This is a genomic window from Candidatus Melainabacteria bacterium, assembly GCA_016193285.1.
Classification (GTDB): Bacteria; Cyanobacteriota; Vampirovibrionia; order 2-02-FULL-35-15; family 2-02-FULL-35-15; genus JACPSL01.
The window spans coordinates 1-21,079 of the sequence record JACPSL010000024.1 but is presented as its reverse complement, the minus strand read 5'-3'; the positions used below and the strand labels follow the sequence as shown (position 1 = coordinate 21,079).

The following is a 21,079-nucleotide window of genomic DNA, read 5'->3' as shown; positions in this document are numbered from 1 at the left end:
TTACCATATATGAAAAACTTGTTTAGCCTGGTTACTGACTTATTGTATGAAAATGCTTGTTTAATTTGTAATGAATCAGCAAAAAATCTAAATGTGTGCTACTCATGTGAAACCAGTATTTTAAAGAGAGAAGAAAACTACTTAAAACATTTCAACGAAATCTTAGTTTTTAGCTGGGCATACTATGAAGGAAAACTAAGAGATGGAATTATAAACCTTAAAACAGGCAAGAAGAAACTTGCAAAATATTTTGCAGAAAAGCTTTCAGATTTTTGGAATAACATTCAACAAGACAAAAATAACTGTCTTGTAATTCCAGTTCCATCACATAAAAAAAGAATTAAAGAAAGAGGATATTGTCAGGCAAGTTTAATTGGAAAATATTTTTCAGCAAGACAAGGTTTCCCTTTTTCAGACAATCTAATAGCAAGAGAGAAAGAAACATCTTTTATGAATAGCATGACCAATCTTCATCAAAGAAAAGAAAATATAAAAAATGCATTTGAAGTTACTGAAGAACTTACAGATATAAATAAAATAATAATTATTGATGATATCCTTACCTCAGGCAGCACAATGTGTGAAATTGCTAGAACAATTCACAGTAAATATCCAAACGTAAATTTAACTGGGCTAACAGTTGCTTCTGGAGACACTTATAACTAACTAGGCTTTAATGACTGTCATTGGTCCTTGTACAGTACCTTCTCTAAATTGTTTAGCAAAAGGATTGTTACTTTCAAACAATTCAGATGATAAACCTTCCCAGGCAATTTTAGAATCATACAAAAGTATTACCCTACCTTGAATCCTCTTTACAATGTTTAAATTATGTGTAACTAAAACACTAGAAGTATTTAACTCTTTTTGAAGCTTTAAAATATAGTCAACTATTACAGTTGAAGCAACTGGATCTAATCCACCTGTTGGTTCATCATAAAGGATAATTTCTGGATCATTAATTATTGCCCTTGCAAAACTTACTCTTTTTTTCATTCCACCTGACAATTCATCAGGTCTTAAATGTTCAGCTCCAGCCAAACCAACTAGCTTTAATTTTTCAAGAACTTTACTTTTTACTAAATCCCCAGGTAGCTTTTTTCTCTTGTTTGCAAGTGGAAAAGCTACATTATCAAACACAGTCATAGAATCAAACAAGGCAGCTTGCTGAAAAACCATTCCTAAATGAGTTGTTTTAAGAACAATACTTCCTGAATCTGATTCTTCAAGCCCACAAATTAATCTCAACAAAGTAGATTTTCCAGTTCCAGAAAACCCAATTATTAACAAAATTTCATTTTGATAAACATTAAAACTAATATTGTCTAAAACATTTTTCTTACCAAAATATTTAGTTAAATTCTTTACTTCAACTATTGATTCAGATGACAACACAGCTATTCTTAATTATTGCTTCTCTAATTCTTAAAGCTTCTTTAAGTAAATCCTCAACCTTATCCAAGGGTACCATGTTTGGTCCATCACTCAATGCCATATCAGGCTCTGGATGTGTTTCCATAAAAATCCCATCACAACCAGCAGCTACAGCAGCCCGCAAAAGAACTGGTACAAATTCTCTTTGCCCTGAAGATTCAGTACCAGCACCACCTGGTAACTGAACAGAGTGAGTAGAATCAAAAATTACAGGAACACCATACTTATGAATAATTTCAAAGCTTCTCATATCTACAACTAAATTATGATAACCAAAAGAAGTACCTCTTTCAGTAATTAAAATATTTTCATTATGAGCAGCATATGCTTTTTTTACAATGTTTAAGACATCATCAGGTGCTAAAAATTGTCCCTTTTTTATGTTTATGACTTTTCCTGTTTTTGCAGCTTCAACTATTAAATTGGTTTGACGGCTTAAGAATGCAGGTATTTGGATAATGTCAAGAACATCTTTTACTAAATTAATTTCACTGATTTCATGAACATCAGATAAAACAAAAATATCAAACTCTTTTTTTACTTCTTTTAAAATCTCAAGGCCTTTTTCAATACCACGACCTCGAAAACTATCTATTGAAGTACGATTTGCTTTATCATAAGAAGATTTAAATATAAAAGGGAGCTTAAGTTTTTCACATATTGTTTTTAATTTTTCAGCAGTTTTAAAAACAACTTCTTTACTTTCAATAACACAAGGACCCGCAATAAGTGGTAATGACTCTCCACTACCCCATGAAATATTTTTTAATTTCACAATTTTCATGATATTAATGATACCTTACAATTCTGTCCTACTTTCCAATGCTCTTGCTAAAGTAAGTTCATCAGCATATTCAAGTTCAGATCCTGCAGGTAATCCAAAACCAAGTCTTGTAATTTTTTTACAAACTGGTGCAAGAATTCTATGTAAATATAAAGTAGTAGCTTCACCTTCTGTACTTGTATCCAAAGCTAGAATCACTTCGTGAAAATTATCCTTACTAACGCGAGACAAAAGTTCTTTAATAGATAAATCTTCAGGTCCTATACCATCAATAGGAGAAATTAGTCCTCCAAGAACATGATACAAACCTTTATAAACATTAGTTCTCTCTATAGCTATTAAATCTTTAGGTTCAGGAATCACACAAATTATTGTTTTATCTCTTGTTTCACTCTTACATATTTCACATGGATCACTTGAACTTAAATTTTGACAATTGCTGCATTTTTTAATTTGAGTTTTTGCTTCTAAAATTGCTTTTGACAATTCCTCAATTTCATTAATACCTCTATTTAAAACATGGAAAGCCATTCTCTCAGCAGACTTTGGTCCTATGCTTGGAAATTTCTGAAATTCTTCAATCAATTTTAATAAGGGTTTTGAGTATTTCATCTTATCAAATCTTACCCTACTATTATAAGGTAAAAGAAAGATATTTTTTATTCATTACTTTGCTTCACAACAACAAATTGATTCAATCACTTGAAAACCATCCTTACATGAACCATCTAAAGTTGAATAACCTGTTTCTTTTTTAAGGTTATTTGCTTCGCATCTGTCTTTGCACTGATTATCTTCTTCTTCACCTGCATATAAAGGTAAAAAGCTAAAAGACAAAGTTGCCAGTAAAAAGAGTAAAAAAAACATTTTATTATAATTCATAGTTTACCTTTTAAGCCTTTTTAGGTTTACAACAACAAATAGTTTCTACAACATCTTCATCATCATTACAAACACCATCTCCATCAGGACTTGTTTTACACTCATCATAACTATATCTAGACCCATATTGCTTGCATGGATCTTCTTCTTGAGCAAGTGATGGCAAAAAGCTAAATATAATAATGACTAAAATAAGCAAATGATTTAGAATCTTCATATTCACAAGCCCTCATAAATAGAAAGTTTCATACAAGATATGCACTTAAATAAGGTTCATGCCTCAGGGAGAACCCTATAAGAAATAAGAAATTGGATAATGTTAGGCAATTCATTCTCTTGTCCTACTGCCATAACATGAATCCCACCAGCATTTGTTTTTTTGAGTTCATAAACAATTTCTTTTGCAATTTCTAGTCCTTCCTGACGCTGGTCTTTTGCTTTTTCTAACCTTTCCATAACCTTAAGTGGAACTGTAACTCCAGAAATATTTCTATTCATAAAGTCAGCCATCTTTAAATTTTTTAATGGTGTAATACCAATGATTGTTTTTTTTGCAAGCTCACCTAATGAATCAAGAAACCTTCTAATCTGATCAATTTCATAACAAATTTGTGTTTGAATAAAACTTACACCAATTTTAAATCTTTGATCAAGAATTTCTTTTTGTTTTTTTAAATCAGTAGCATTTGGATGTGCTGTACAACCAATTAAAAAATTGGTTTTACCTTTTAATTCATTACTTGCCATATCAGAACCTTGATTAAGATTTTTCAACATCTTAATCAACTCAGTAGTGTCAAGATCAAAAACAGGTTTTGCATCTGGATTGTCACCTGATTGGGGATCATCACCACGCATTGGCAAAACATTTTTAATACCAATAGCACTGGCACCAAGACAATCTGCCTGTAGTGCAATTCTATTTCTGTCCCTACAAGTTATTTGCCAAATAACATCTAAGTTTTCTTTAAGTAAAAAAGATGCAGCTATTAAAGGGCACATTCTCATATTGCCACCTTGCCCATCAGTTAAGTTAACTGCATCTACCTTATCTTTTAAAGAAAGAACTAAATTAACCAAGCTGGATACGTCTGTACCCTTTGGTGGTGCTAATTCACAGGTAACAATAAACTTTTTTTTGATAATTGCTTCAGTTAGTGTCATGGATTTAATTTTTTACAAGGTTTTTATTTGCTCACTTAATAAAAATCAATTACACTAGATTATATCTTACAAGAAAAAGTTGAGATAAGATTATGATTAAAGCTTTGAACAACGGAGCATTTAAAAAAATGTTTTGGAAGAGGTTATCGCGAGACATAGGAATTGACTTAGGGACAGCAAACACATTGGTTTGTACTTCAGAACGTGGGATTGTTCTTAGAGAACCATCTGTTGTTGCAGTAAATAATGAAACAAAAGAAGTTTTAGCTGTAGGTGAAGAAGCTAGAGCAATGATTGGCCGTACACCATCACATATTGTTGCAACAAGACCACTTAGAGATGGTGTAATAGCAGACTTTCGTCATGCTGAAATGATGCTTAGATACTTCATTGATAAAGTTAATGGGAAAAGTAATTTTGGAAGACCACTTGGTAAACCAAGAGTTGCAATTGGCATACCATCAGGAATTACAGAAGTAGAAAGAAGAGCAGTAAGAGAAGCAGCTGAAAATGCAGGTGCAGGGCCTGTTTATTTAATTGAAGAACCAATGGCTGCTGCTATAGGAGCAGGTCTGCCAGTAGCTGAACCAATAGGAAGTATGATTGTAGATATTGGTGGCGGAACCACTGAAGTAGCTGTAATATCTCTTTCAGGAATTGTTGTTAGTGAATCTATTAGAGTTGCAGGAGATGAATTAAACGAAGCAATAACCCAGTATATGAAAAAAGTTTATAACCTTGCAGTAGGTGAAAGAACTGCTGAAGAAATTAAGTTTAGACTTGGTTCAGCATTTAAAGCAAGTGACGACAATGACAAGCTTGAAGTAAGAGGGCTAAATCTTATAAATGGATTGCCACGAACTGTTGTAGTTGGAAGGCCAGAAGTAAGAGAATCAATGCAAGATCCACTTGCAGTAATTGTTGAAGCAGTTAAAAGAACATTAGAAAAAACACCCCCTGAACTTGCAGCAGATATTTATGACAGGGGAATAGTTATTGCTGGAGGTGGAGCATTATTAAGTGGTTTAGATGAACTTATATCTCATGAGACAGAAGTTCCTGTACATGTAGCAGAAGATCCTCTTTCATGTGTTGTTGTTGGAACAGGGAAAGTTCTAATTGATAAAACACTTCGTAGAATTTTAGAGGCAGGAACACAATACGACTAAGCTAACAATTTACAATTAAAGGTATGGTTTCATTTAAAAAGCCTTTATTTATTCAAAATATTACCCCTCGCTTAATTTTTACATTCGTAATTTCATTGATTGTTGTATGGGTCTTAGCAAGGCCATTAAAAGCAATTGGTGAAGAGATATATTTTCTACTTGGCTCACTTACTAATAATGTTTTGCACAATATTTCAAGTACAAAATCTATTGCAGGAGAATTAATTACTTCTAAAGAGCTCGTAAAAAAACAAGCAAAACTTATCTTACTTTTTGAAATTAAAATCAAACATCTAGAATCTCAAGTAAAGGAAATAGAAAATTTAAGAAACTTACTTAACTTAAAAAAAAGGTTAAAATATAAAACAATACCTACAACTGTTATAGGAAGAAGTGCTGATAACTGGCATAAACAAATTATTTTAGACAAAGGGGGCATTCACAATGTTATGACTGGAGATTCTGTTATAAGCCCACAAGGGGTAATTGGGCAAGTTGTTGAAGCAAATACTTACTACTCAATAGTCCAGTTAATATCAGATCCAGGTTATCAGTTAGGATGTAAGGTTGCAAAGAAAAACATATTAGGCATACTTTCAGGAAAAACTAACTCTATCAGTCTTCTTGAATTTATACCTATAGATACCAATATTGCGGTTGGAGATTTGGTAGTAACTTCAGGGATCTCTACAAAATCACTTTCACCAACATATCCTCCAGGCCACCCAGTAGGTAAAGTAATAAGAATTAGTAAAAAGAAAAAAAAGGCATCTGATTTATATATTGAGGTACAACTTTCTGAAAATTTAAATTCGTTAAATAATGTTCTTGTCTTTTCACCAGATTAAAAAGCAACAGCAGAATTGGGTTTATCCCTAAATAATGAATAATTTTTAAAACTCAAGGGAACACTATATTTATACTAAGTGATTTTCTGTGTAATATAGGATATAGTTGCATAATATAAACAATGGCACACAAAAAATATTTACTCGGTGAAATTTTAATAAGTCTTGGTGTCCTAACTGAAGAACAGTTAAGCATTGCATTAAAAGAACAAGAAACTATAGATTTACAAGGAAAAGAACATAAGCCAGTAGGGCAAATATTACTTGAACATGGTTTTATCTCTCCAAATGATTTAATTGAAGCTATTAAAATACAGACAAAACAAAGAGAGCCGATATAATTATTAATCCTTAATTAGTACTTAACGTTTGATAGTTAGATTAAATTCAATTATGAAGAAAATATTTTATTTTATTTTATTTTTACTAGTACTTTTTAGCTATACTCAGGCTTTTGCTATAGATGAACAAGAACTTAAAGCGCCTCTTTTTCATAACAATTCAGAAAAAGAACAAAGCATTAAATTAAAAGGTAATATCCGAGAAGATGTTGCAAAAGTAAAACCATTAACTGGCATTGGGGTAATAGGACTACGATTTATACATCAAGTAGGTTTTCCTTCCTATATTGAGGAGGTTTATGCTAATTCACCAGCTAGTAGGGCCGGTTTAAGGCCAAGAGATTTAATATTTTCAATTGATGGAATTAGAACTGAGAACTTAAATTCTGACAGTGTATACCAGCTACTTTCAGGGGAACCAGGTACAAAAGTAAAAGTTTTTATTACAAGGGGTACTTCAATGCTCAACTTAGAATTAATAAGGGAAGATTTAGCAAACTTTTCTCCTGAAATACAAAACAGGTATTTATCTGGACCTATTACTGTCCCGGTTAATCCTCAAGATTTTTTTCCATACCATTAAACAACCAAAAACTTTTAACTGCTATTGCGAGCACAGTGAAGCAATTTCATGCATGGTAAAATATTCAAGCCGATAATGAAAAAATATATTGATCTAGGGTTTTTGAATTTTAAGTACTGTCAAAATTATTCATTTTCTAACTTAATTTACTAGCCTATTGATGTTTGATACACAAAACTATAAAATCAACCCTTAGATAATTTGCAAATACTATTCAATATGAAAAAAACAATAACAAAGTTAATTCTAAGCGACTGTAGGGAAGTTTTAAAAAAGCTAGAGAAAAATTCTATTGATCTCGTCGTTACCTCACCACCATATGCAGATAGTAGGTTAAACACCTATGGAGGAATTGGCCCAGATGAGTATGTTGAATGGTTCTTGCCTATCTCATATGAACTACTTAGAATTCTAAAGCCAAGTGGTACCTTTATACTAAACATAAAAGAAAAAGTGGTAAGCAGTGAAAGACATACCTACGTAATCAATTTAATTTTAGAGATGAGAAAACAAGGGTGGTTATGGACTGAAGAATTTATCTGGCATAAAAAAAACTGTTATCCAGGAAAATGGCCAAATAGATTTAGAGATGCCTGGGAAAGGCTACTACAATTCAACAAAACTAAAAAGTTCAACATGTTTCAAGGTGAAGTTATGGTAGCTACCGGTGAATGGGCAAAAGCTAGGCTTAAAAGACTCAGTGAAAGAGATAAAATACGAGACGAATCAAGAGTAGGAAGTGGGTTTGGAAAGCGAATTGAAAATTGGCTAGGAAGAGAAATGGTTTATCCTAATAATGTTCTTCACCTTGCTACTGAGTGTTCTAATAAAAATCATAGTGCAGCATTTCCTGAAGCTTTGCCACAATGGTTTATTAAGCTCTTTACTAGAGAAGGTGACTGGGTATTAGATCCCTTTATGGGATCGGGGACAACAATAATAGCCGCAAAAAAAATGAATAGAAACTCAATAGGAATAGAAGTCATGAAACAATATTATGATATGGCAAAAGAGGATATAGATGATGCTGATTGTACTCCTTATCAACTAAAACTTATGCCAGCAGTATGAGGAAACTAAATACTAAAGACATTAGAAGTTATGTTGAAGAGAATATTAGCTCTTTTCACGAAAATAGAATAAAAAAACTTAAAGAATTAAAACTTAAAGAGGTTCTCAAAAGAAAGAACCCATATCTCTTTAAAGCAAAAAACATATTGCAAGCACAAGAATTGGTGAAAAAATTACTAGAGGCATATTTATCATCGCAAGAAGAAACCGTTTTTGGTGAATTTTTGGAGGGACTAGCAATATTTATATGTTCAAAAGTTTACTCTGGGTACAAATCATCAGCTGAAGGTATAGATTTAGAGTTCAGAAAAGATGGATTACACTACATAGTGTCAATTAAATCAGGTCCAAACTGGGGTAATAGCCAACAAGTTAAAAAAATGATTGATAATTTCAACAAAGCTAAAAAGATACTAAAGACTAGTAATCGCAAAATTAACATACAAGCTATTAATGGCTGCTGTTATGGAATTGAGGACAGCTCAGATAAAAAAGAAGATTACAAAAAGCTATGTGGTCAAAGATTTTGGGAATTTATATCAGATGACACTAATTTATATACTGAAATTATTGAGCCAATTGGATATAAAGCCAAAGAAAAAAACGATTATTTTTATAAAGTTTACAGCCAAATTATAAATGACTTTACACAAAAGTTCATGAAAGATTTTTGCATAAATGGGGTGATCAACTGGAAAAAGCTGGTTGAGTTTAATTCTGCAAAAAATTAGACCTAGAACTTGGCATAGTGCTTCATTTTAATCAAAACAGGTATTTATCTGGACCTATTTTAGTACCAGCTGATTTAAAAGAGATGTTTCCATATCATTAATCATGGTAAAATGTCCAAGCTATATTTGTTAAAAGAAATATAAAATATATCTAATGGGAGAAGTTCAAATTAAAGAGTTACTAGAAGCAGGTGCACATCTAGGTCACCAAAGAAAAAAATGGAATCCAAAGATGCAGCCATATATTTATGGTGATAAGAATGGTATTTGCATAATAAATTTAGTTAAAACATCAGAGCTTTTGGAAAAAGCTTGTCAGTTTTTAAAAGAATCAGCCTTACAAAAGAAAAATATTGTTTTCGTAGGAACAAAAAGGCACATTTCAGAAATTGTAAAAGAAGAAGCTATAAAATGTGGAGCATTCTTTATAAACAGAAGATGGTTAGGAGGTTTACTTACAAACTTTGACACTATAAGGCAGCGATTAAACAGATTAAGAGAGCTTGAAGAAATGCAAGAATCAGGAACACTTGCACACTCAAACAAAAAAGAATTAGCTGTGTTTAATAAAGAATTAGAAAAGCTGCAAAGAACTCTTGGCGGAATTAAAAACATGCGAGGGAAACTAGATATTTTAGTAGTCATTGACGGGCAAGAAGAACAAATTGCAATTAAAGAAGCTCAAAAAACAAATGTTACAGTAGTAGCAGTTATAGATACAAATTGCGATCCTAAAGGAATTGATTATCCTATTCCAGCAAATGATGATTCAATTAGATCAGTAAAATTAATCTTAAGTACAATTGCAAATTCAATTATTGAAGGACGTGAAGGACAAATACCTGATGTTCACAAAACAAGCACTCCTAAAAACAGTTTTTCAAAAAGAGCCCTGAACATAAAGCAATCTCTAAAACAATCAGCAGACTTAACTCAGGAAGCTCCTGTTACAACTCAAGTACAAGAAATTACAATACCACAGGAAGTACAACAATGATATTTACTGCTAAAGATGTAGCTTGCTTAAGGCAAAAAACTGGTGCTGGAATGATGGAGTGTAAAAACGCGCTTAAAGAAGCAGATGGAAATCTTGAAAGAGCAAGCGAAATTTTAAGACAAAAAGGATTAATTCAAGCAGCAAAAAAAGCTGAAAAAACTGCACTTGAAGGTATTGTTATAAGTAAAATTTCTAATGACAAAAAAAATGGAGTGATAATTGAAATAAACACCCAAACTGATTTTGTTGCAAAAAATGATTTATTTTTAAGTTTAGCAAAAACAGTTGCAGATATAACTTTAAACAATAGACCTAAATCTATTGATGGTTTGTTAAAATCTACACTTAATGGAACTACAATCTCAGAATTAATCTCAAACAAGATTGCAATAATTGGTGAAAATATACAAATAAGAAGATTTGAGGTCTGTGAATTAGGCAACACAAGTGGAATCATTGGAACCTACATACATCCAATTGGAAATAAAATTGGAGTTCTCGTTAAATTAATTACAAATGGAGACGCTGTAGTTTGTGCAGTAGAGCTTGAACAGCTTGCAAAAGATATTGCAATGCACATTGCTGCAGCCCAACCACAGCCTGAATTTATAGACAAAACAAAAATACCTCTAGAAATCATTGAAAATGAAAGAAGGATTGAGCTTGGTAAAGAAGATTTAGCACAAAAACCAAAAGAAATTGCTGAAAAAATTGTAAAAGGAAGATTAGATAAAATACTTTCACAAAGATGCTTGCTTGATCAACCTTTTATAAAAGACCAAAGCATTACAATTGAAAAATTAATTAAAGACAAAAGTAAACTATTAAACATTGACATTCAAGTTGCACAATTTGTACGATACAATGTTGGAGAAAGCACAGAAAAGACAAAAGAAGTGCAGCTTAATGTAACATGTCAAAGTTAGCATATAAAAGAATCTTACTTAAATTATCAGGCGAAGCCTTAATGGGTTCCGAGCCAAATGGGATTGATACAAAAATAGTAAATCAAATAGCAGAGGAAGTAAAAAGTGCTCATGAGCTTGGAGTTCAAATAGCAGTAGTAGTTGGAGGTGGAAATATTTTTAGGGGTGTTCAAGCAAGTGCAGCTTTAGGCATGGATAGAGCTGCAGCAGATTATGTAGGTATGTTAGCTACTATAATGAACAGCCTTATCTTACAAGGTGTCTTAGAGTCAATTGGTGTAAACACAAGGGTTCAATCAGCAATAGAAATGAGAGCAATTGCTGAGCCTTATATTAGAAGAAGAGCAATCAGGCATCTTGAAAAAGAAAGAGTAGTTATCTTTGCAGCAGGAACTGGGAATCCATTTTTTACTACAGACACTACAGCAGTATTAAGAGCAGCAGAAGTAGATGCAGATATTTTGCTTATGGCAAAACATGGTACTGATGGTGTTTATGATAGCGACCCGAAAAGAAACTCAGCTGCAAAAAAATATAATCACCTAACTTACAATGAAGTTTTAAGTAAAGAACTAAAAGTAATTGATGCAGCAGCAGTAGCACTTGCTCAAGAGAGCAACATCCCTATAATTGTTTTTGATTTTAGTTCAAAAGGATTAATTAACCAAATAGTCCAAGGTGAAAAAATAGGTACGTATATTGGCAATAGACTTCAAGTTCAAAAGCGTTAATGGTAATTGAAAATCGGAAAGCAAGGTATGATTATAATATTGAAGATTCAATTATCTGTGGTTTAGTTTTAACTGGTACAGAAATTAAATCAATAAGATCTGGAAAAGCACAACTTAAAGACAGTTTTGCAAGAATAGAAAAAGGAGAAGCATGGCTTTACAACTGCCATATTTCTCCTTACCAGTTTGGAAACAGGTTTAATCACAATCCACTTAGAAAAAGAAAACTTCTTTTACACAAAAAAGAAATCTTAAGGCTTTATGGAAAAACAAGAGAAAAAAACTTAGTATTAATTCCACTTAAAATTTTCTTTTCAAATAACTTTGCAAAATTAGAATTAGCTCTTGCAAAAAGTAAAAAGATGTATGACAAAAGGGAAGCTATTAAAAAGAAAGAATTGCAAAGGACTATAAAAGAAGCTAAGTCGAGAAGTTAAGAAGTTATGTTAAAATGTCAAAGCTATGTATGCAGTAATAGAAACAGGTGGAAAACAATTAAAAGTCAAAGCTGGCCAAAATATCCTTGTTGAAAAGCTTCCACACAACACAGATGAAAAGGTTTCCTTAAGTAATGTATTAATGTTAGTTTCAGGAAAAGAATCTAAGATTGGAAGCCCGTTTATTAAAGGTGCAGTTGTAAATGGAAAAATAATTGAGCAAGGTAAAAATGATAAAGTTGTAGTTTATAAAATGAGACCTAAAAAAGGTACTCGTAAAAAACAAGGGCATAGGCAACTGCATACTAAAGTCTTCGTTGACAATATAGAGCTTGATGGAAAAGTTCTTGAAAAAGCAGAAATAAGAAATAAAAAAGGATAAACCAATGGCATCTAAAAAAGGTGTGGGTTCAACAAGAAATGGAAGAGACAGTAATCCTAAATACTTAGGAGTTAAATGCTTTGGTGGAGAAAAGGTTCTTTCAGGAAATATAATCATTAGACAAAGAGGAACTAAGTTTCATCCAGGAAGAAACACAGGACTTGGCAAAGATCATACAATATTTGCCCTTACAAACGGAACTATAAAATTTGAACGAAGAAGAGGCAGACAACTAGTTAGTGTTATACCTGCAACATCATGAACCTTAGTAAAATTTCTCTACTACTCCTTAGACTTTCAATAAGCTATGTTTGGCTTACAGCTGGTTTAAGTAAACTTTTTAATCCACAGTTTATTAATACTTTCCCTGCCACAATAAAAAACCTTTCACAATCTAGTCATTTTGATTTTTACAGTAATTATTTAACTCAGTATGTGTTACCTCATTCATATATTTTTGCTCAATTGACAATTTGGGGAGAAATCCTTACAGGAGTTACATTTCTTTTAGGATTCCCAATGGTTATTGGGACCCTTGTTGGAATATTTATGAATATAAATTACTACCTGGTTGCAACATCAGTACCTTCTCAATTTATAAATATCATATTAATTTTTTCACAATTTGCTGCTTATGCAAATAAAGCAGGAAGTCTCTGGGGACTTGAAGCTAAGGTAGTTAAAAAATAACTTAGCTATAGCTTACAACTGAGTGTTAAAATTTTTCTATGCAAGTCGAAACAAAAGATATCCCCCAACATGTACCTCTTCATCTTCATACAGAATATAGTTTGCTTGATGGTGCAAGCAGAATAAAAGATATTGTAAAAAAAGCAAAATTAAACAATATGCCTGCTATTGCTGTTACTGATCATGGTGTTGTGTATGGAGCTTTGGAACTTTATAAGACAGCAACAAGCGAAGGTATTAAACCTATTATCGGCTGTGAAGTATACATTGTAAATGGAGATCATCATGACAGGTCTGTACGAAGTCCTCTTTACCATTTAATCCTTCTTGCAAAAAATGATAAAGGTTATATAAATCTCTCAAAAATAGTTACTGAAAGTAACTTAAAAGGCTTTTACTACAAACCAAGAATAAATAAAGAGTTTTTAAAAAAACATTCTTCAGATTTAATAGCTCTTACAGCATGTCTTGGTGGTGAAGTACCTAACATAATTTTAAGTGGACAATATGAACGTGCAAGAGAAATAGCAGAGTTCTACAAGAGTATTTTTAAAGATGATTTTTATTTAGAAATTCAGGATCACAAAATCCCTGAAGAAAAATATGTAAACCCATTAATGGTAAATTTATCCAAAGAATTAAAAATAAAAATTGTAGCAACAAACGACAGTCATTTTACAAATAAAGAAGATGCTATCTCACATGATGCACTACTATGTCTTCAAACAAATAAATTTGTAAAAGATTATCCAAGATTGCATTTCACAGGTACTGAATATTTAAAAAACGGTTTTGAAATGTCCTTGTTATTTTCAGATCACTTAGATGAAGAAACAATTAAGCAAGCTGTTTTAATTACTCCTCTTGAAATTGCTGAAAAAATAAAAGATTATAAAATTTTATCCAACACTTATACTAGGCTGCCAGAATACCCAATTAACCCTAATCATACAAAAGAATCATTTTTATCTGAACTGGTTTGGAAAGGAATTAAACAAAGATATGGTGAGATTAATTCTGAAATAAAAGAAAGAACAGAACATGAGTTAGAAGTAATTTTTAATCTTGGATTTGCTAATTATTTTTTAATTGTTTGGGATTTTATAAAATTTGCAAAAGACAATAAAATTGCTGTAGGGCCAGGAAGAGGTTCTGCAGCAGGTTCAATTGTTGCATATGCACTAAATATTACTGATATTGATCCACTAAGATACGATCTACTGTTTGAAAGATTTTTAAATCCTGAAAGAAAAGCACTTCCTGATATTGATACAGATTTTTGTATTGAAAGAAGAGATGAGGTCTTAGAATATGTAAGAAAAAAATATGGTAATGATAGGGTTGCACAAATAATTACATTTAATAAGCTAGCTTCAAGAGCAGTAATTAAAGATATGGCAAGAGTCCTTGATTATCCTTACAGTGAGTCAGAAAAGATTGCAAAACTAATTCCTGTTGTAAGAGGTAAACCAAGAGAACTTGCCTGGATGAAAGAAAATCACTCAGAGTTTACTCACCAATACAAATCCAGTGCAGATTTTAAAGAAATCATAACACTTGCAGAAAAATTAGAAGGAATAAATAAGACATTTGGTGTACATGCTGCAGGTGTTGTTATATCAGATAAACCGTTAGATGAAATTGTCCCTCTTTCAAAAAATAATGAAGGTACAACAATCACACAATACAGCATGGATGATCTAGCTTATTTAGGCCTTTTAAAAATGGATTTCTTAGGCTTAAGAAATTTAACCATGTTAAATAAAGCAATTGAAATAATTAAACAAACAAGGAACATATCTATAGATTTAAATTCCATTCCACTAAATGACGAAAAAGTTTTTAAGATGATTTCTGATGGACACTTAGCTGGAGTATTTCAGTTAGAAACATCATCAGGCATGAGACAAGTAGCTAGAGATATGAAACCTTCAACCATAGAAGACTTATCAGCTCTCATTGCTTTGTTTAGACCAGGACCATTAGATACAGGAATGATAAATGAGTTCATTGACAGAAAAAATGGTAGAAAAGAAATTCGTTACTTGTTGCCTGAATTAGAACCTATTTTAAAAGATACATATGGATCTATTGTTTACCAAGAACAAATAATGCAAATTGCACAAAAGCTTGCTGGATTTACACTTGGTGAAGCAGATTTACTAAGACAAGCTATGGGAAAGAAAAAACCAAAAGAGATGGCAAAATACCGTTTGAAATTTATAGATGGCTTTAAAAGAAACAAACACGATTCAAGACATGCTGAAGAAATCTATGACATGATGGTAAGTTTTGCAGAGTATTGTTTCAATAAGTCACACAGTGCTGCATACGGAATGCTTACTTACCAAACAGCTTATTTAAAAACAAATTATCCCATTGAGTATATGACAGCACTATTGTCCAGTGTAAAAGATGACCAAGATAAATTGAAATATTACATGGCTGAATGTAAAAAAATGAGTATTTTAATTATGCCTCCTGATATAAATTTATCTGGAGTAAATTTTACTTCTGACACAAAAAATAATTCCATAAGATTCGGGCTCACTGCTATTAAAAATATTGGCGAAGGCGCAGTAAATGAAATTATAAAAGCAAGAGCAGAAAATGGTAGTTTTAATTCCTTAAATGAATTTTGTAATCTTGTAGATTTAAGAGTTATAAACAAGAAAGCTTTAGAATCTTTAATTAAGTCAGGTGCTTTTGATTCATTAAAAGAAACTAGAAAGCACATGGTTGAATCAATTGATGAAATTATTAGTCTAGCTCAAAAAAGAAAAGAAACAATATTAAGTGGACAGTTAAATTTATTTGGTTCTTCAATTGATACATCTTTTTTGTTAAATGGAAGTTCTAAAAGTACAAGAAGTAAACATGAGGAATATACAAAAAAAGAATTATTACTCATGGAAAAAGAATTAACTGGCTTTTACATTACAAGTCATCCATTGGATAATATCCCTGATTACTTAATAAAATCTACAACCTGCAATATAGCTGAACTACAAGAAATTCCTGACAACAGCGAGATTATTTTAATAGCAGTTATTAGTAACGTTAATAAAAAACTTACCAAAGCAAATAAAATAATTGGCATAGTACAGCTAGAAGATATATATGGAAAAATAGAAGCTGTAATATTTTCAAGTGAGTTAATGCAATATGGAGAGTTTTTAGTTCCTGAAACGCCTGTAATTATTTTAGGCAGGGTCCAGCAAAAAAGTGAAGGCGATATAAGTCTACAAATAAAAGCAATGCAACCTCTAGAAAATGTAAAAGTTTTATCAATTGAAATTACTTCAGACACAACAAAAAATTCTGATGCTTACACCACAATTCATTCTTTAAGAAGTACCCTTCAAAAAGAAAAACCAAACCCTCTTTATCCAGTGTTAATTAAAATAAAAGAAAACAATAAAACTTTTGTACTTGACCACAAATTTTGGACTCAACCACAAGAAAGCTTAACAACGAGTATAACGAAACTGTTCCCCAAGACTAATGTTGAAATACTAGAACCATTTAATAACAATCTACTAAAAAGCACCTTTAAAGAGCAACTTTCTAGTGTTAGCTAGTAATCTTAAGAGCTAGTAAAGGGAATAAAATGCTTATCCTAGGGAATATATTATTAAAAGATAAAGTAATTATGTAGAATTAAAGTAACACTGACTGAAAGGCACCTCAAGCATAAAAATAAATAAAATAAAAAAGTAAGTAAAGGATATTTTAATAATGATTGAAATGTTTGTAACAGGAATAGCATTAGATGTAAGGAATAATCATCCTTTAGTCATATTAAATGATTCTACAAAAAAAAGAGCTTTGCCTATCTGGATTGGACATGCAGAAGCACAAGCTATAGCTAGAGCACTAGAAGGATTTAAACCTGAAAGACCTTTAACACATGATTTAATGATCCAAATTATTGAGGGGACAGGGCATAAAGTACACCACATAGAAATCAATGACTTAACTGAAAACACATATTTCTCATCCATAGTTTTACAAAACTCAATTAGCGAGCTCGTCCCTATTGACTCACGTCCAAGTGATGCAATTGCTATCTCATTAAGAGTTGATTGCCCAATACTAATTTCTGAAAAAGTATTTTCTACTGGTACAATTCCAACTGAGTTTGAATCAGATGAAGATGATACAGAAGCATTTAAAGACTTCTTACAAAATGTAAAAGCCTCTGACTTTAAATTAACAACCTCAGATGATTAATACACTTGATTTAATTCTTGCCCTTAAAAGATATCTAATCTCTGAAAACAAAACCTGTAACTCATATGGTTTTGGTAAATAAAGATCACATCCACATTCAAGTGCTTTACTATAATCTGAACTTTTAGTACTCATTACAAGCCATATACTTGCTAAGTTAGGATCTTGTTTAATCTTTCTTGCTAAGTCCCAACCACTTGTATCACTAGAAACAATTTCAGTTTCCAATAAAATTAGTTCTGGACGCCAATTATTAATTAAATACCATGCTTCATTAGTACTATGAGCAACTTCTACAACATAACCTTCTAGCTCTAAGGTATCTCTTAAAAGCAAGGACATAGAAGCATCAGGTTCAATAACTAAAATTTTTATTCTTTTTTCGGTTTGTATTTGTTCACTTACAGGCAACCTAAGCCTATCACTTACCCAATCTGATCCATTTTTACTTTTTGCTAAATACCTCATGTCTCTAGCAGCTTGAAGGACTTCTAAAGCACTTAAAAAATTACGACGACCTTTAGCTGTAACACCAATACTGATTGATACTAATGGTATTCTTCTTCTTATTCCTTTAGGACCTACACCAATTACATAGCCTCTTTGTGCATCTTCTTTTGTATAAAATCTTGGTGCAATAAAATCAAACCTTCTACAAATTTCTTCAGCAATTGCTTCAGCATTTTTGTTTCTTACTACAAGTAAGAAGTCATCACTATCACGATGAGCCAGAAAATCATCACCACTTAGCACTGATTTTAAAACTGCTGCTAAAGCTTTAATCATTTGATCTCCACGTGCTTCTCCATAAGCCTCGTTATAAACTCTTAAATTATCTAAATCAATTGATAGAACAGCCCAATTGTCTATTTCAGCTAAACAATGCTCTAATATATTGCCTATAATCACTGCATCTGGCAATCCCGTAAGTAAATTAACATGTGTCTCATGTCTTCTTCTTATATGCGCCATTACTCGGAATGCAATTTCTTTTCCAGAAATTGGATAAGAAATCACATCATCTGCACCTGCTCTAAGGACTTCTACTCTTTCATCAGGATTATTTTCATGAACTAGAAAAACAATAACTGGACGAGGAGTAATTTCAATAGTTTTTACAAATCCACAAAAATTTAATCCATGATCACCTGTCATCTCACTATATATGAGAATGAGATCAGGTTTAAGCATCTTAAGACTACTTTCTGCACTGCTAATTTCATTAACTACTTCAATTTTAAAACCAGCTTGCTTTAGTGCAGATGTAATATTCTTATTGTCTTCATTGCTTATTAAAAGTATTCTAGGTGTAAGTTGAATAGAAGTCATTGCTTGTTATTCTTTAACCTCCTTTATTTGAAATTACTTCTGAAGTTAAAGGTATTCCTTGGTTAGGGATTACAGCAGGCAAAATTACTGTAAATGTTGTTTCACCTGGTTTACTTGTTACAAATATTTCCCCTTTCAAAGTCAAAACTAATGATTTAGTAATAAACAATCCCAAGCCAGTACCTTGTGTCTGCCTAGTTAAAGGATTATCCAATCTACCAAACTTACTGAAAATTTTAGGTAGATCATGTGCACTTATTCCAATGCCTTGATCAGTAATTTCAATCTTTAATTTATTTTTTACATTCTTTTCACTTAAAATAGAAGATACTGATATTGAAACCCTTGAACCTTTAGGTGAATATTTAATAGCATTATCTATAAGATTTGTTAGTATCTGTTCTAGCTTGTCTGCATCTGCCCAAACAAGCGGTATATCTTTTTCTACTTTTTTAACTATTTTATGTTCAGTGGATTTTGAAGCTAATGAGTCATAAACTTTATTTATGCATTTAACTATATTCAATGCTCTTATTGTAAGCTCAAAATTTTGAGATTCTAATCTTGATACTGCAAGCAAATCTTCTACCAATCTAGTAAGTCTTTCAGCTTGTTCTTTAACTATTGTTATATATTTCTTCTTATTTTCTTCTGTTAATTTATCTCCAGATCTTAATAACGTTTCTGCAAAGCCTTTAATACTTGTTAGTGGTGTCCTAAGTTCATGACTAACAGTACTTATAAACTCAATTTGTGCTTGATCTATATTCGAATCTAAAGAATCGTCAATATGAAAAATTGTCAGGTATCCTTTAAATTTATTTTTATTTTGGTTATTTGACTTGGATTTAATTTCAATTTGTCTAGCTTTTAAGATTAATTTTTTACCGTCATGCCTAAATAAAGTAGCTGCCTGCTGTTCTCTACTTAACTCACCAGTGCTTATTTTTACTGATAAGCTTTCAGGCAATGCATACACCTTTCGAGTATCCATCCCTAATAACTCTTCTAAACTCCATCCTGTAATTCGCTCAATTGTTTCATTTACAAAAGTAATTTTCCCAAACTCATCAGATGATATATAACCATCTGGAGAACATGAAACAATAGCGTCTAACAATTCTTCTGCTTTAATTCTCATTTCTTAATATTTTTCTTAAAACACATAGATAAAATACTTTATTTGACAAGAAACTAGTAAAACATAGTAGTATTTTACTTTGCATGCATATGAAATGTTTCTAATAATTATTTTAATCTATATAAAATAGAGTCCTTGAAAGGAATTGGCCATAAATGCCTACAATAAATCAGCTAGTTAGAAAAGAACGAAAAAAAACAAAAGTAAAAACAAAATCACCTGCCCTGCAATCATGTCCCTTAAAGAGGGGGGTTTGTACCCAAGTAAAAACAACTACACCTAAAAAACCAAATTCAGCTTTAAGAAAAATAGCAAGGGTAAAGCTTACAAACGGTGCAGAAATTACAGCTTACATTCCTGGAATAGGCCACAATCTTCAAGAACACTCAGTTGTTTTAGTAAGAGGTGGGAGAGTTAAGGATTTACCAGGTGTTAGGTACCACATTGTTAGGGGTGCACTTGATGCACAAGGTGTAAAAGACAGAAAACAAGGTAGATCTAAATATGGTGCAAAAGAAGGTCAAGCCCCTCCAGTTACAACTGCCACAACACCTACAGGAGGAAAAGTAGCTTAAAACATGCCACGTAAAGGAAAAGTAGATAAAAGAAAAGTCTCTGCAGACACAAGATATAAATCTATTCACATACAAAGATTTATAAACCGCATAATGCAAAGAGGTAAAAAATCAATAGCACAAAAAATTGTTTACAACTCACTGGATTTAATAAAACAAAAAAGCGATCAAGAACCTGTGGAAACTTTTAAAAAAGCAATTAAAAATGTTACACCGCTTGTAAAAGTAAAAGCACGTAGAATTGGTGGAAGCACTTATCAAGTTCCTATTGAAGTAGGACAATTTGAAGGTGAGTCTCTAGGTTCAAGATGGTTAATTACAGCTGCAAGAAAAAGGCCAGGAAAATCCATGATGGAAAAATTAACCAATGAATTAATTGATGCAGCAAATGGCCAAGGTACTGCTGTTAAAAAACGGGAAGACACACATAAAATGGCAGAAGCAAACAAAGCATTTGCTCACTATAGATATTAACTTTTGACAAGCTCTCGCGCAAGTTTAAAACTTAACAATTAATTTTTTTCGTAGAATGCAGAATTGGGATCAAATAAAGCATTTTAGGTCTGAAAAATAGATTTTTCTGTAGGCCATTTGAAATAACCATATTGAGGAATTACTGGAAAATAAAGAT

General features: G+C 31.8%; 26 protein-coding genes. 18 read left to right on the top strand and 8 right to left on the bottom strand.

Going from position 1 to position 21,079, the window contains the following annotated elements; all coding sequences use genetic code 11:
* Positions 1–9: 9 nt before the first annotated feature.
* Positions 10–666 (top strand): ComF family protein, encoded by a 657-nt coding sequence (locus HYY52_05015; GenBank protein ID MBI2996048.1) that lies wholly within the window; start codon positions 10–12, stop codon positions 664–666.
* Here HYY52_05015 and HYY52_05010 read toward each other — a convergent pair whose 3' ends face one another.
* From HYY52_05010 to HYY52_04985, 6 genes are read right to left on the bottom strand one after another with little or no spacing between them, the layout of a single operon-like run.
* Entirely contained in the window at positions 667–1,401 is a 735-nt protein-coding gene (locus tag HYY52_05010; protein MBI2996047.1) for an ATP-binding cassette domain-containing protein, read from the bottom strand.
* On the bottom strand, positions 1,382–2,218 hold the full coding sequence (gene kdsA, locus HYY52_05005) for a 3-deoxy-8-phosphooctulonate synthase (protein MBI2996046.1): 837 nt from the start codon (positions 2,216–2,218) through the stop codon (positions 1,382–1,384). The genes HYY52_05010 and kdsA overlap by 20 nt, the downstream gene beginning before the upstream one ends.
* Before the next feature lie 15 nt (positions 2,219–2,233).
* Positions 2,234–2,830, bottom strand: a complete 597-nt coding sequence (gene recR / locus HYY52_05000) for a recombination protein RecR (GenBank protein ID MBI2996045.1) — start codon at positions 2,828–2,830, stop codon at positions 2,234–2,236.
* Between the two features lie 54 nt (positions 2,831–2,884).
* A complete protein-coding gene (locus HYY52_04995) occupies positions 2,885–3,100 on the bottom strand; it encodes a hypothetical protein (GenBank protein MBI2996044.1) in 216 nt (71 codons plus the stop codon).
* A 10-nt stretch (positions 3,101–3,110) separates the two neighbouring features.
* Positions 3,111–3,317, bottom strand: a complete 207-nt coding sequence (locus tag HYY52_04990) for a hypothetical protein (protein MBI2996043.1) — start codon at positions 3,315–3,317, stop codon at positions 3,111–3,113.
* A 56-nt stretch (positions 3,318–3,373) separates the two neighbouring features.
* Positions 3,374–4,264, bottom strand: a complete 891-nt coding sequence (locus HYY52_04985) for a methylenetetrahydrofolate reductase (GenBank protein ID MBI2996042.1) — start codon at positions 4,262–4,264, stop codon at positions 3,374–3,376.
* A gap of 128 nt (positions 4,265–4,392) precedes the next feature.
* Here HYY52_04985 and HYY52_04980 point away from each other — a divergent pair, with 128 nt between their 5' ends.
* The 15 genes from HYY52_04980 to HYY52_04910 all read left to right on the top strand — a co-directional run bounded on the left by HYY52_04980 (position 4,393) and on the right by HYY52_04910 (position 17,403).
* Complete coding sequence (locus HYY52_04980) at positions 4,393–5,433, top strand: rod shape-determining protein (protein MBI2996041.1); 1,041 nt, start codon at positions 4,393–4,395, stop codon at positions 5,431–5,433.
* A 23-nt stretch (positions 5,434–5,456) separates the two neighbouring features.
* Positions 5,457–6,281, top strand: a complete 825-nt coding sequence (gene mreC, locus HYY52_04975; protein ID MBI2996040.1) for a rod shape-determining protein MreC — start codon at positions 5,457–5,459, stop codon at positions 6,279–6,281.
* A gap of 122 nt (positions 6,282–6,403) precedes the next feature.
* Positions 6,404–6,622 carry a hypothetical protein gene (locus tag HYY52_04970; GenBank protein ID MBI2996039.1) on the top strand — a complete coding sequence of 73 codons (219 nt, stop codon included), beginning with the start codon at positions 6,404–6,406 and terminating at the stop codon, positions 6,620–6,622.
* 52 nt (positions 6,623–6,674) lie between these two features.
* The gene (locus tag HYY52_04965) at positions 6,675–7,205 is read left to right on the top strand and encodes a PDZ domain-containing protein (GenBank protein MBI2996038.1); all 531 of its coding nucleotides are present in this window, start codon (positions 6,675–6,677) and stop codon (positions 7,203–7,205) included.
* 219 nt (positions 7,206–7,424) lie between these two features.
* A complete protein-coding gene (locus HYY52_04960; GenBank protein MBI2996037.1) occupies positions 7,425–8,276 on the top strand; it encodes a site-specific DNA-methyltransferase in 852 nt (283 codons plus the stop codon).
* Positions 8,273–9,007, top strand: a complete 735-nt coding sequence (locus tag HYY52_04955) for a cytosolic protein (GenBank protein MBI2996036.1) — start codon at positions 8,273–8,275, stop codon at positions 9,005–9,007. Before HYY52_04960 ends, HYY52_04955 begins: the two co-directional genes overlap by 4 nt.
* Positions 9,008–9,161: 154 nt before the next feature.
* Entirely contained in the window at positions 9,162–10,004 is an 843-nt protein-coding gene (gene rpsB / locus HYY52_04950; protein ID MBI2996035.1) for a 30S ribosomal protein S2, read from the top strand.
* Entirely contained in the window at positions 10,001–10,930 is a 930-nt protein-coding gene (locus HYY52_04945) for an elongation factor Ts (protein ID MBI2996034.1), read from the top strand. The genes rpsB and HYY52_04945 overlap by 4 nt, the downstream gene beginning before the upstream one ends.
* The gene (locus tag HYY52_04940; GenBank protein ID MBI2996033.1) at positions 10,918–11,661 is read left to right on the top strand and encodes a UMP kinase; all 744 of its coding nucleotides are present in this window, start codon (positions 10,918–10,920) and stop codon (positions 11,659–11,661) included. The genes HYY52_04945 and HYY52_04940 overlap by 13 nt, the downstream gene beginning before the upstream one ends.
* On the top strand, positions 11,661–12,098 hold the full coding sequence (gene smpB / locus HYY52_04935) for an SsrA-binding protein SmpB (protein MBI2996032.1): 438 nt from the start codon (positions 11,661–11,663) through the stop codon (positions 12,096–12,098). Before HYY52_04940 ends, smpB begins: the two co-directional genes overlap by 1 nt.
* A 25-nt stretch (positions 12,099–12,123) precedes the next feature.
* Positions 12,124–12,480, top strand: a complete 357-nt coding sequence (rplU, locus tag HYY52_04930; GenBank protein ID MBI2996031.1) for a 50S ribosomal protein L21 — start codon at positions 12,124–12,126, stop codon at positions 12,478–12,480.
* A 4-nt stretch (positions 12,481–12,484) separates the two neighbouring features.
* Positions 12,485–12,742: a 50S ribosomal protein L27 gene (gene rpmA / locus HYY52_04925; protein MBI2996030.1), complete on the top strand. Its 258-nt coding sequence runs from the start codon at positions 12,485–12,487 to the stop codon at positions 12,740–12,742.
* Positions 12,739–13,170, top strand: a complete 432-nt coding sequence (locus HYY52_04920; GenBank protein MBI2996029.1) for a DoxX family membrane protein — start codon at positions 12,739–12,741, stop codon at positions 13,168–13,170. The genes rpmA and HYY52_04920 overlap by 4 nt, the downstream gene beginning before the upstream one ends.
* 38 nt (positions 13,171–13,208) lie before the next feature.
* Complete coding sequence (locus tag HYY52_04915) at positions 13,209–16,751, top strand: DNA polymerase III subunit alpha (GenBank protein MBI2996028.1); 3,543 nt, start codon at positions 13,209–13,211, stop codon at positions 16,749–16,751.
* A 157-nt stretch (positions 16,752–16,908) separates the two neighbouring features.
* Positions 16,909–17,403: a bifunctional nuclease family protein gene (locus tag HYY52_04910; GenBank protein ID MBI2996027.1), complete on the top strand. Its 495-nt coding sequence runs from the start codon at positions 16,909–16,911 to the stop codon at positions 17,401–17,403.
* Here the strand turns inward: HYY52_04910 and HYY52_04905 are convergent.
* Together HYY52_04905 and HYY52_04900 are read right to left on the bottom strand one after the other, a co-directional pair.
* Complete coding sequence (locus HYY52_04905; GenBank protein MBI2996026.1) at positions 17,392–18,732, bottom strand: response regulator; 1,341 nt, start codon at positions 18,730–18,732, stop codon at positions 17,392–17,394. The genes HYY52_04910 and HYY52_04905 overlap by 12 nt on opposite strands.
* Before the next feature lie 13 nt (positions 18,733–18,745).
* A complete protein-coding gene (locus tag HYY52_04900; GenBank protein MBI2996025.1) occupies positions 18,746–19,873 on the bottom strand; it encodes a PAS domain S-box protein in 1,128 nt (375 codons plus the stop codon).
* A 155-nt stretch (positions 19,874–20,028) separates the two neighbouring features.
* Between HYY52_04900 and HYY52_04895 the strand changes: the two genes are divergently transcribed.
* Positions 20,029–20,448 carry a 30S ribosomal protein S12 gene (locus tag HYY52_04895; protein ID MBI2996024.1) on the top strand — a complete coding sequence of 140 codons (420 nt, stop codon included), beginning with the start codon at positions 20,029–20,031 and terminating at the stop codon, positions 20,446–20,448.
* 3 nt (positions 20,449–20,451) lie between these two features.
* A complete protein-coding gene (rpsG, locus tag HYY52_04890) occupies positions 20,452–20,922 on the top strand; it encodes a 30S ribosomal protein S7 (GenBank protein MBI2996023.1) in 471 nt (156 codons plus the stop codon).
* The last annotated feature ends 157 nt before the right edge of the window (positions 20,923–21,079 follow it).

Bases quoted from the DNA above. Each gene is read 5' to 3' on its own strand.
- mreC (MBI2996040.1), top strand. From the start codon at position 5,457: ATGGTTTCATTTAAAAAGCCTTTATTTATTCAAAATATTACCCCTCGC.
- recR (MBI2996045.1), bottom strand. From the start codon at position 2,830: ATGAAATACTCAAAACCCTTATTAAAATTGATTGAAGAATTTCAGAAA.
- HYY52_04955 (MBI2996036.1), top strand. From the start codon at position 8,273: ATGAGGAAACTAAATACTAAAGACATTAGAAGTTATGTTGAAGAGAAT.
- HYY52_04920 (MBI2996029.1), top strand. From the start codon at position 12,739: ATGAACCTTAGTAAAATTTCTCTACTACTCCTTAGACTTTCAATAAGC.
- HYY52_04940 (MBI2996033.1), top strand. From the start codon at position 10,918: ATGTCAAAGTTAGCATATAAAAGAATCTTACTTAAATTATCAGGCGAA.
- HYY52_04895 (MBI2996024.1), top strand. From the start codon at position 20,029: ATGCCTACAATAAATCAGCTAGTTAGAAAAGAACGAAAAAAAACAAAA.
- HYY52_04910 (MBI2996027.1), top strand. From the start codon at position 16,909: ATGATTGAAATGTTTGTAACAGGAATAGCATTAGATGTAAGGAATAAT.
- rpmA (MBI2996030.1), top strand. From the start codon at position 12,485: ATGGCATCTAAAAAAGGTGTGGGTTCAACAAGAAATGGAAGAGACAGT.
- HYY52_04970 (MBI2996039.1), top strand. From the start codon at position 6,404: ATGGCACACAAAAAATATTTACTCGGTGAAATTTTAATAAGTCTTGGT.
- rplU (MBI2996031.1), top strand. From the start codon at position 12,124: ATGTATGCAGTAATAGAAACAGGTGGAAAACAATTAAAAGTCAAAGCT.
- kdsA (MBI2996046.1), bottom strand. From the start codon at position 2,218: ATGAAAATTGTGAAATTAAAAAATATTTCATGGGGTAGTGGAGAGTCA.
- HYY52_04995 (MBI2996044.1), bottom strand. From the start codon at position 3,100: ATGAATTATAATAAAATGTTTTTTTTACTCTTTTTACTGGCAACTTTG.
- HYY52_04945 (MBI2996034.1), top strand. From the start codon at position 10,001: ATGATATTTACTGCTAAAGATGTAGCTTGCTTAAGGCAAAAAACTGGT.
- HYY52_04905 (MBI2996026.1), bottom strand. From the start codon at position 18,732: ATGACTTCTATTCAACTTACACCTAGAATACTTTTAATAAGCAATGAA.
- HYY52_04900 (MBI2996025.1), bottom strand. From the start codon at position 19,873: ATGAGAATTAAAGCAGAAGAATTGTTAGACGCTATTGTTTCATGTTCT.
- rpsG (MBI2996023.1), top strand. From the start codon at position 20,452: ATGCCACGTAAAGGAAAAGTAGATAAAAGAAAAGTCTCTGCAGACACA.
- HYY52_04990 (MBI2996043.1), bottom strand. From the start codon at position 3,317: ATGAAGATTCTAAATCATTTGCTTATTTTAGTCATTATTATATTTAGC.
- HYY52_04985 (MBI2996042.1), bottom strand. From the start codon at position 4,264: ATGACACTAACTGAAGCAATTATCAAAAAAAAGTTTATTGTTACCTGT.
- HYY52_04915 (MBI2996028.1), top strand. From the start codon at position 13,209: ATGCAAGTCGAAACAAAAGATATCCCCCAACATGTACCTCTTCATCTT.
- smpB (MBI2996032.1), top strand. From the start codon at position 11,661: ATGGTAATTGAAAATCGGAAAGCAAGGTATGATTATAATATTGAAGAT.
- HYY52_04965 (MBI2996038.1), top strand. From the start codon at position 6,675: ATGAAGAAAATATTTTATTTTATTTTATTTTTACTAGTACTTTTTAGC.
- HYY52_04960 (MBI2996037.1), top strand. From the start codon at position 7,425: ATGAAAAAAACAATAACAAAGTTAATTCTAAGCGACTGTAGGGAAGTT.
- rpsB (MBI2996035.1), top strand. From the start codon at position 9,162: ATGGGAGAAGTTCAAATTAAAGAGTTACTAGAAGCAGGTGCACATCTA.
- HYY52_05015 (MBI2996048.1), top strand. From the start codon at position 10: ATGAAAAACTTGTTTAGCCTGGTTACTGACTTATTGTATGAAAATGCT.
- HYY52_04980 (MBI2996041.1), top strand. From the start codon at position 4,393: ATGTTTTGGAAGAGGTTATCGCGAGACATAGGAATTGACTTAGGGACA.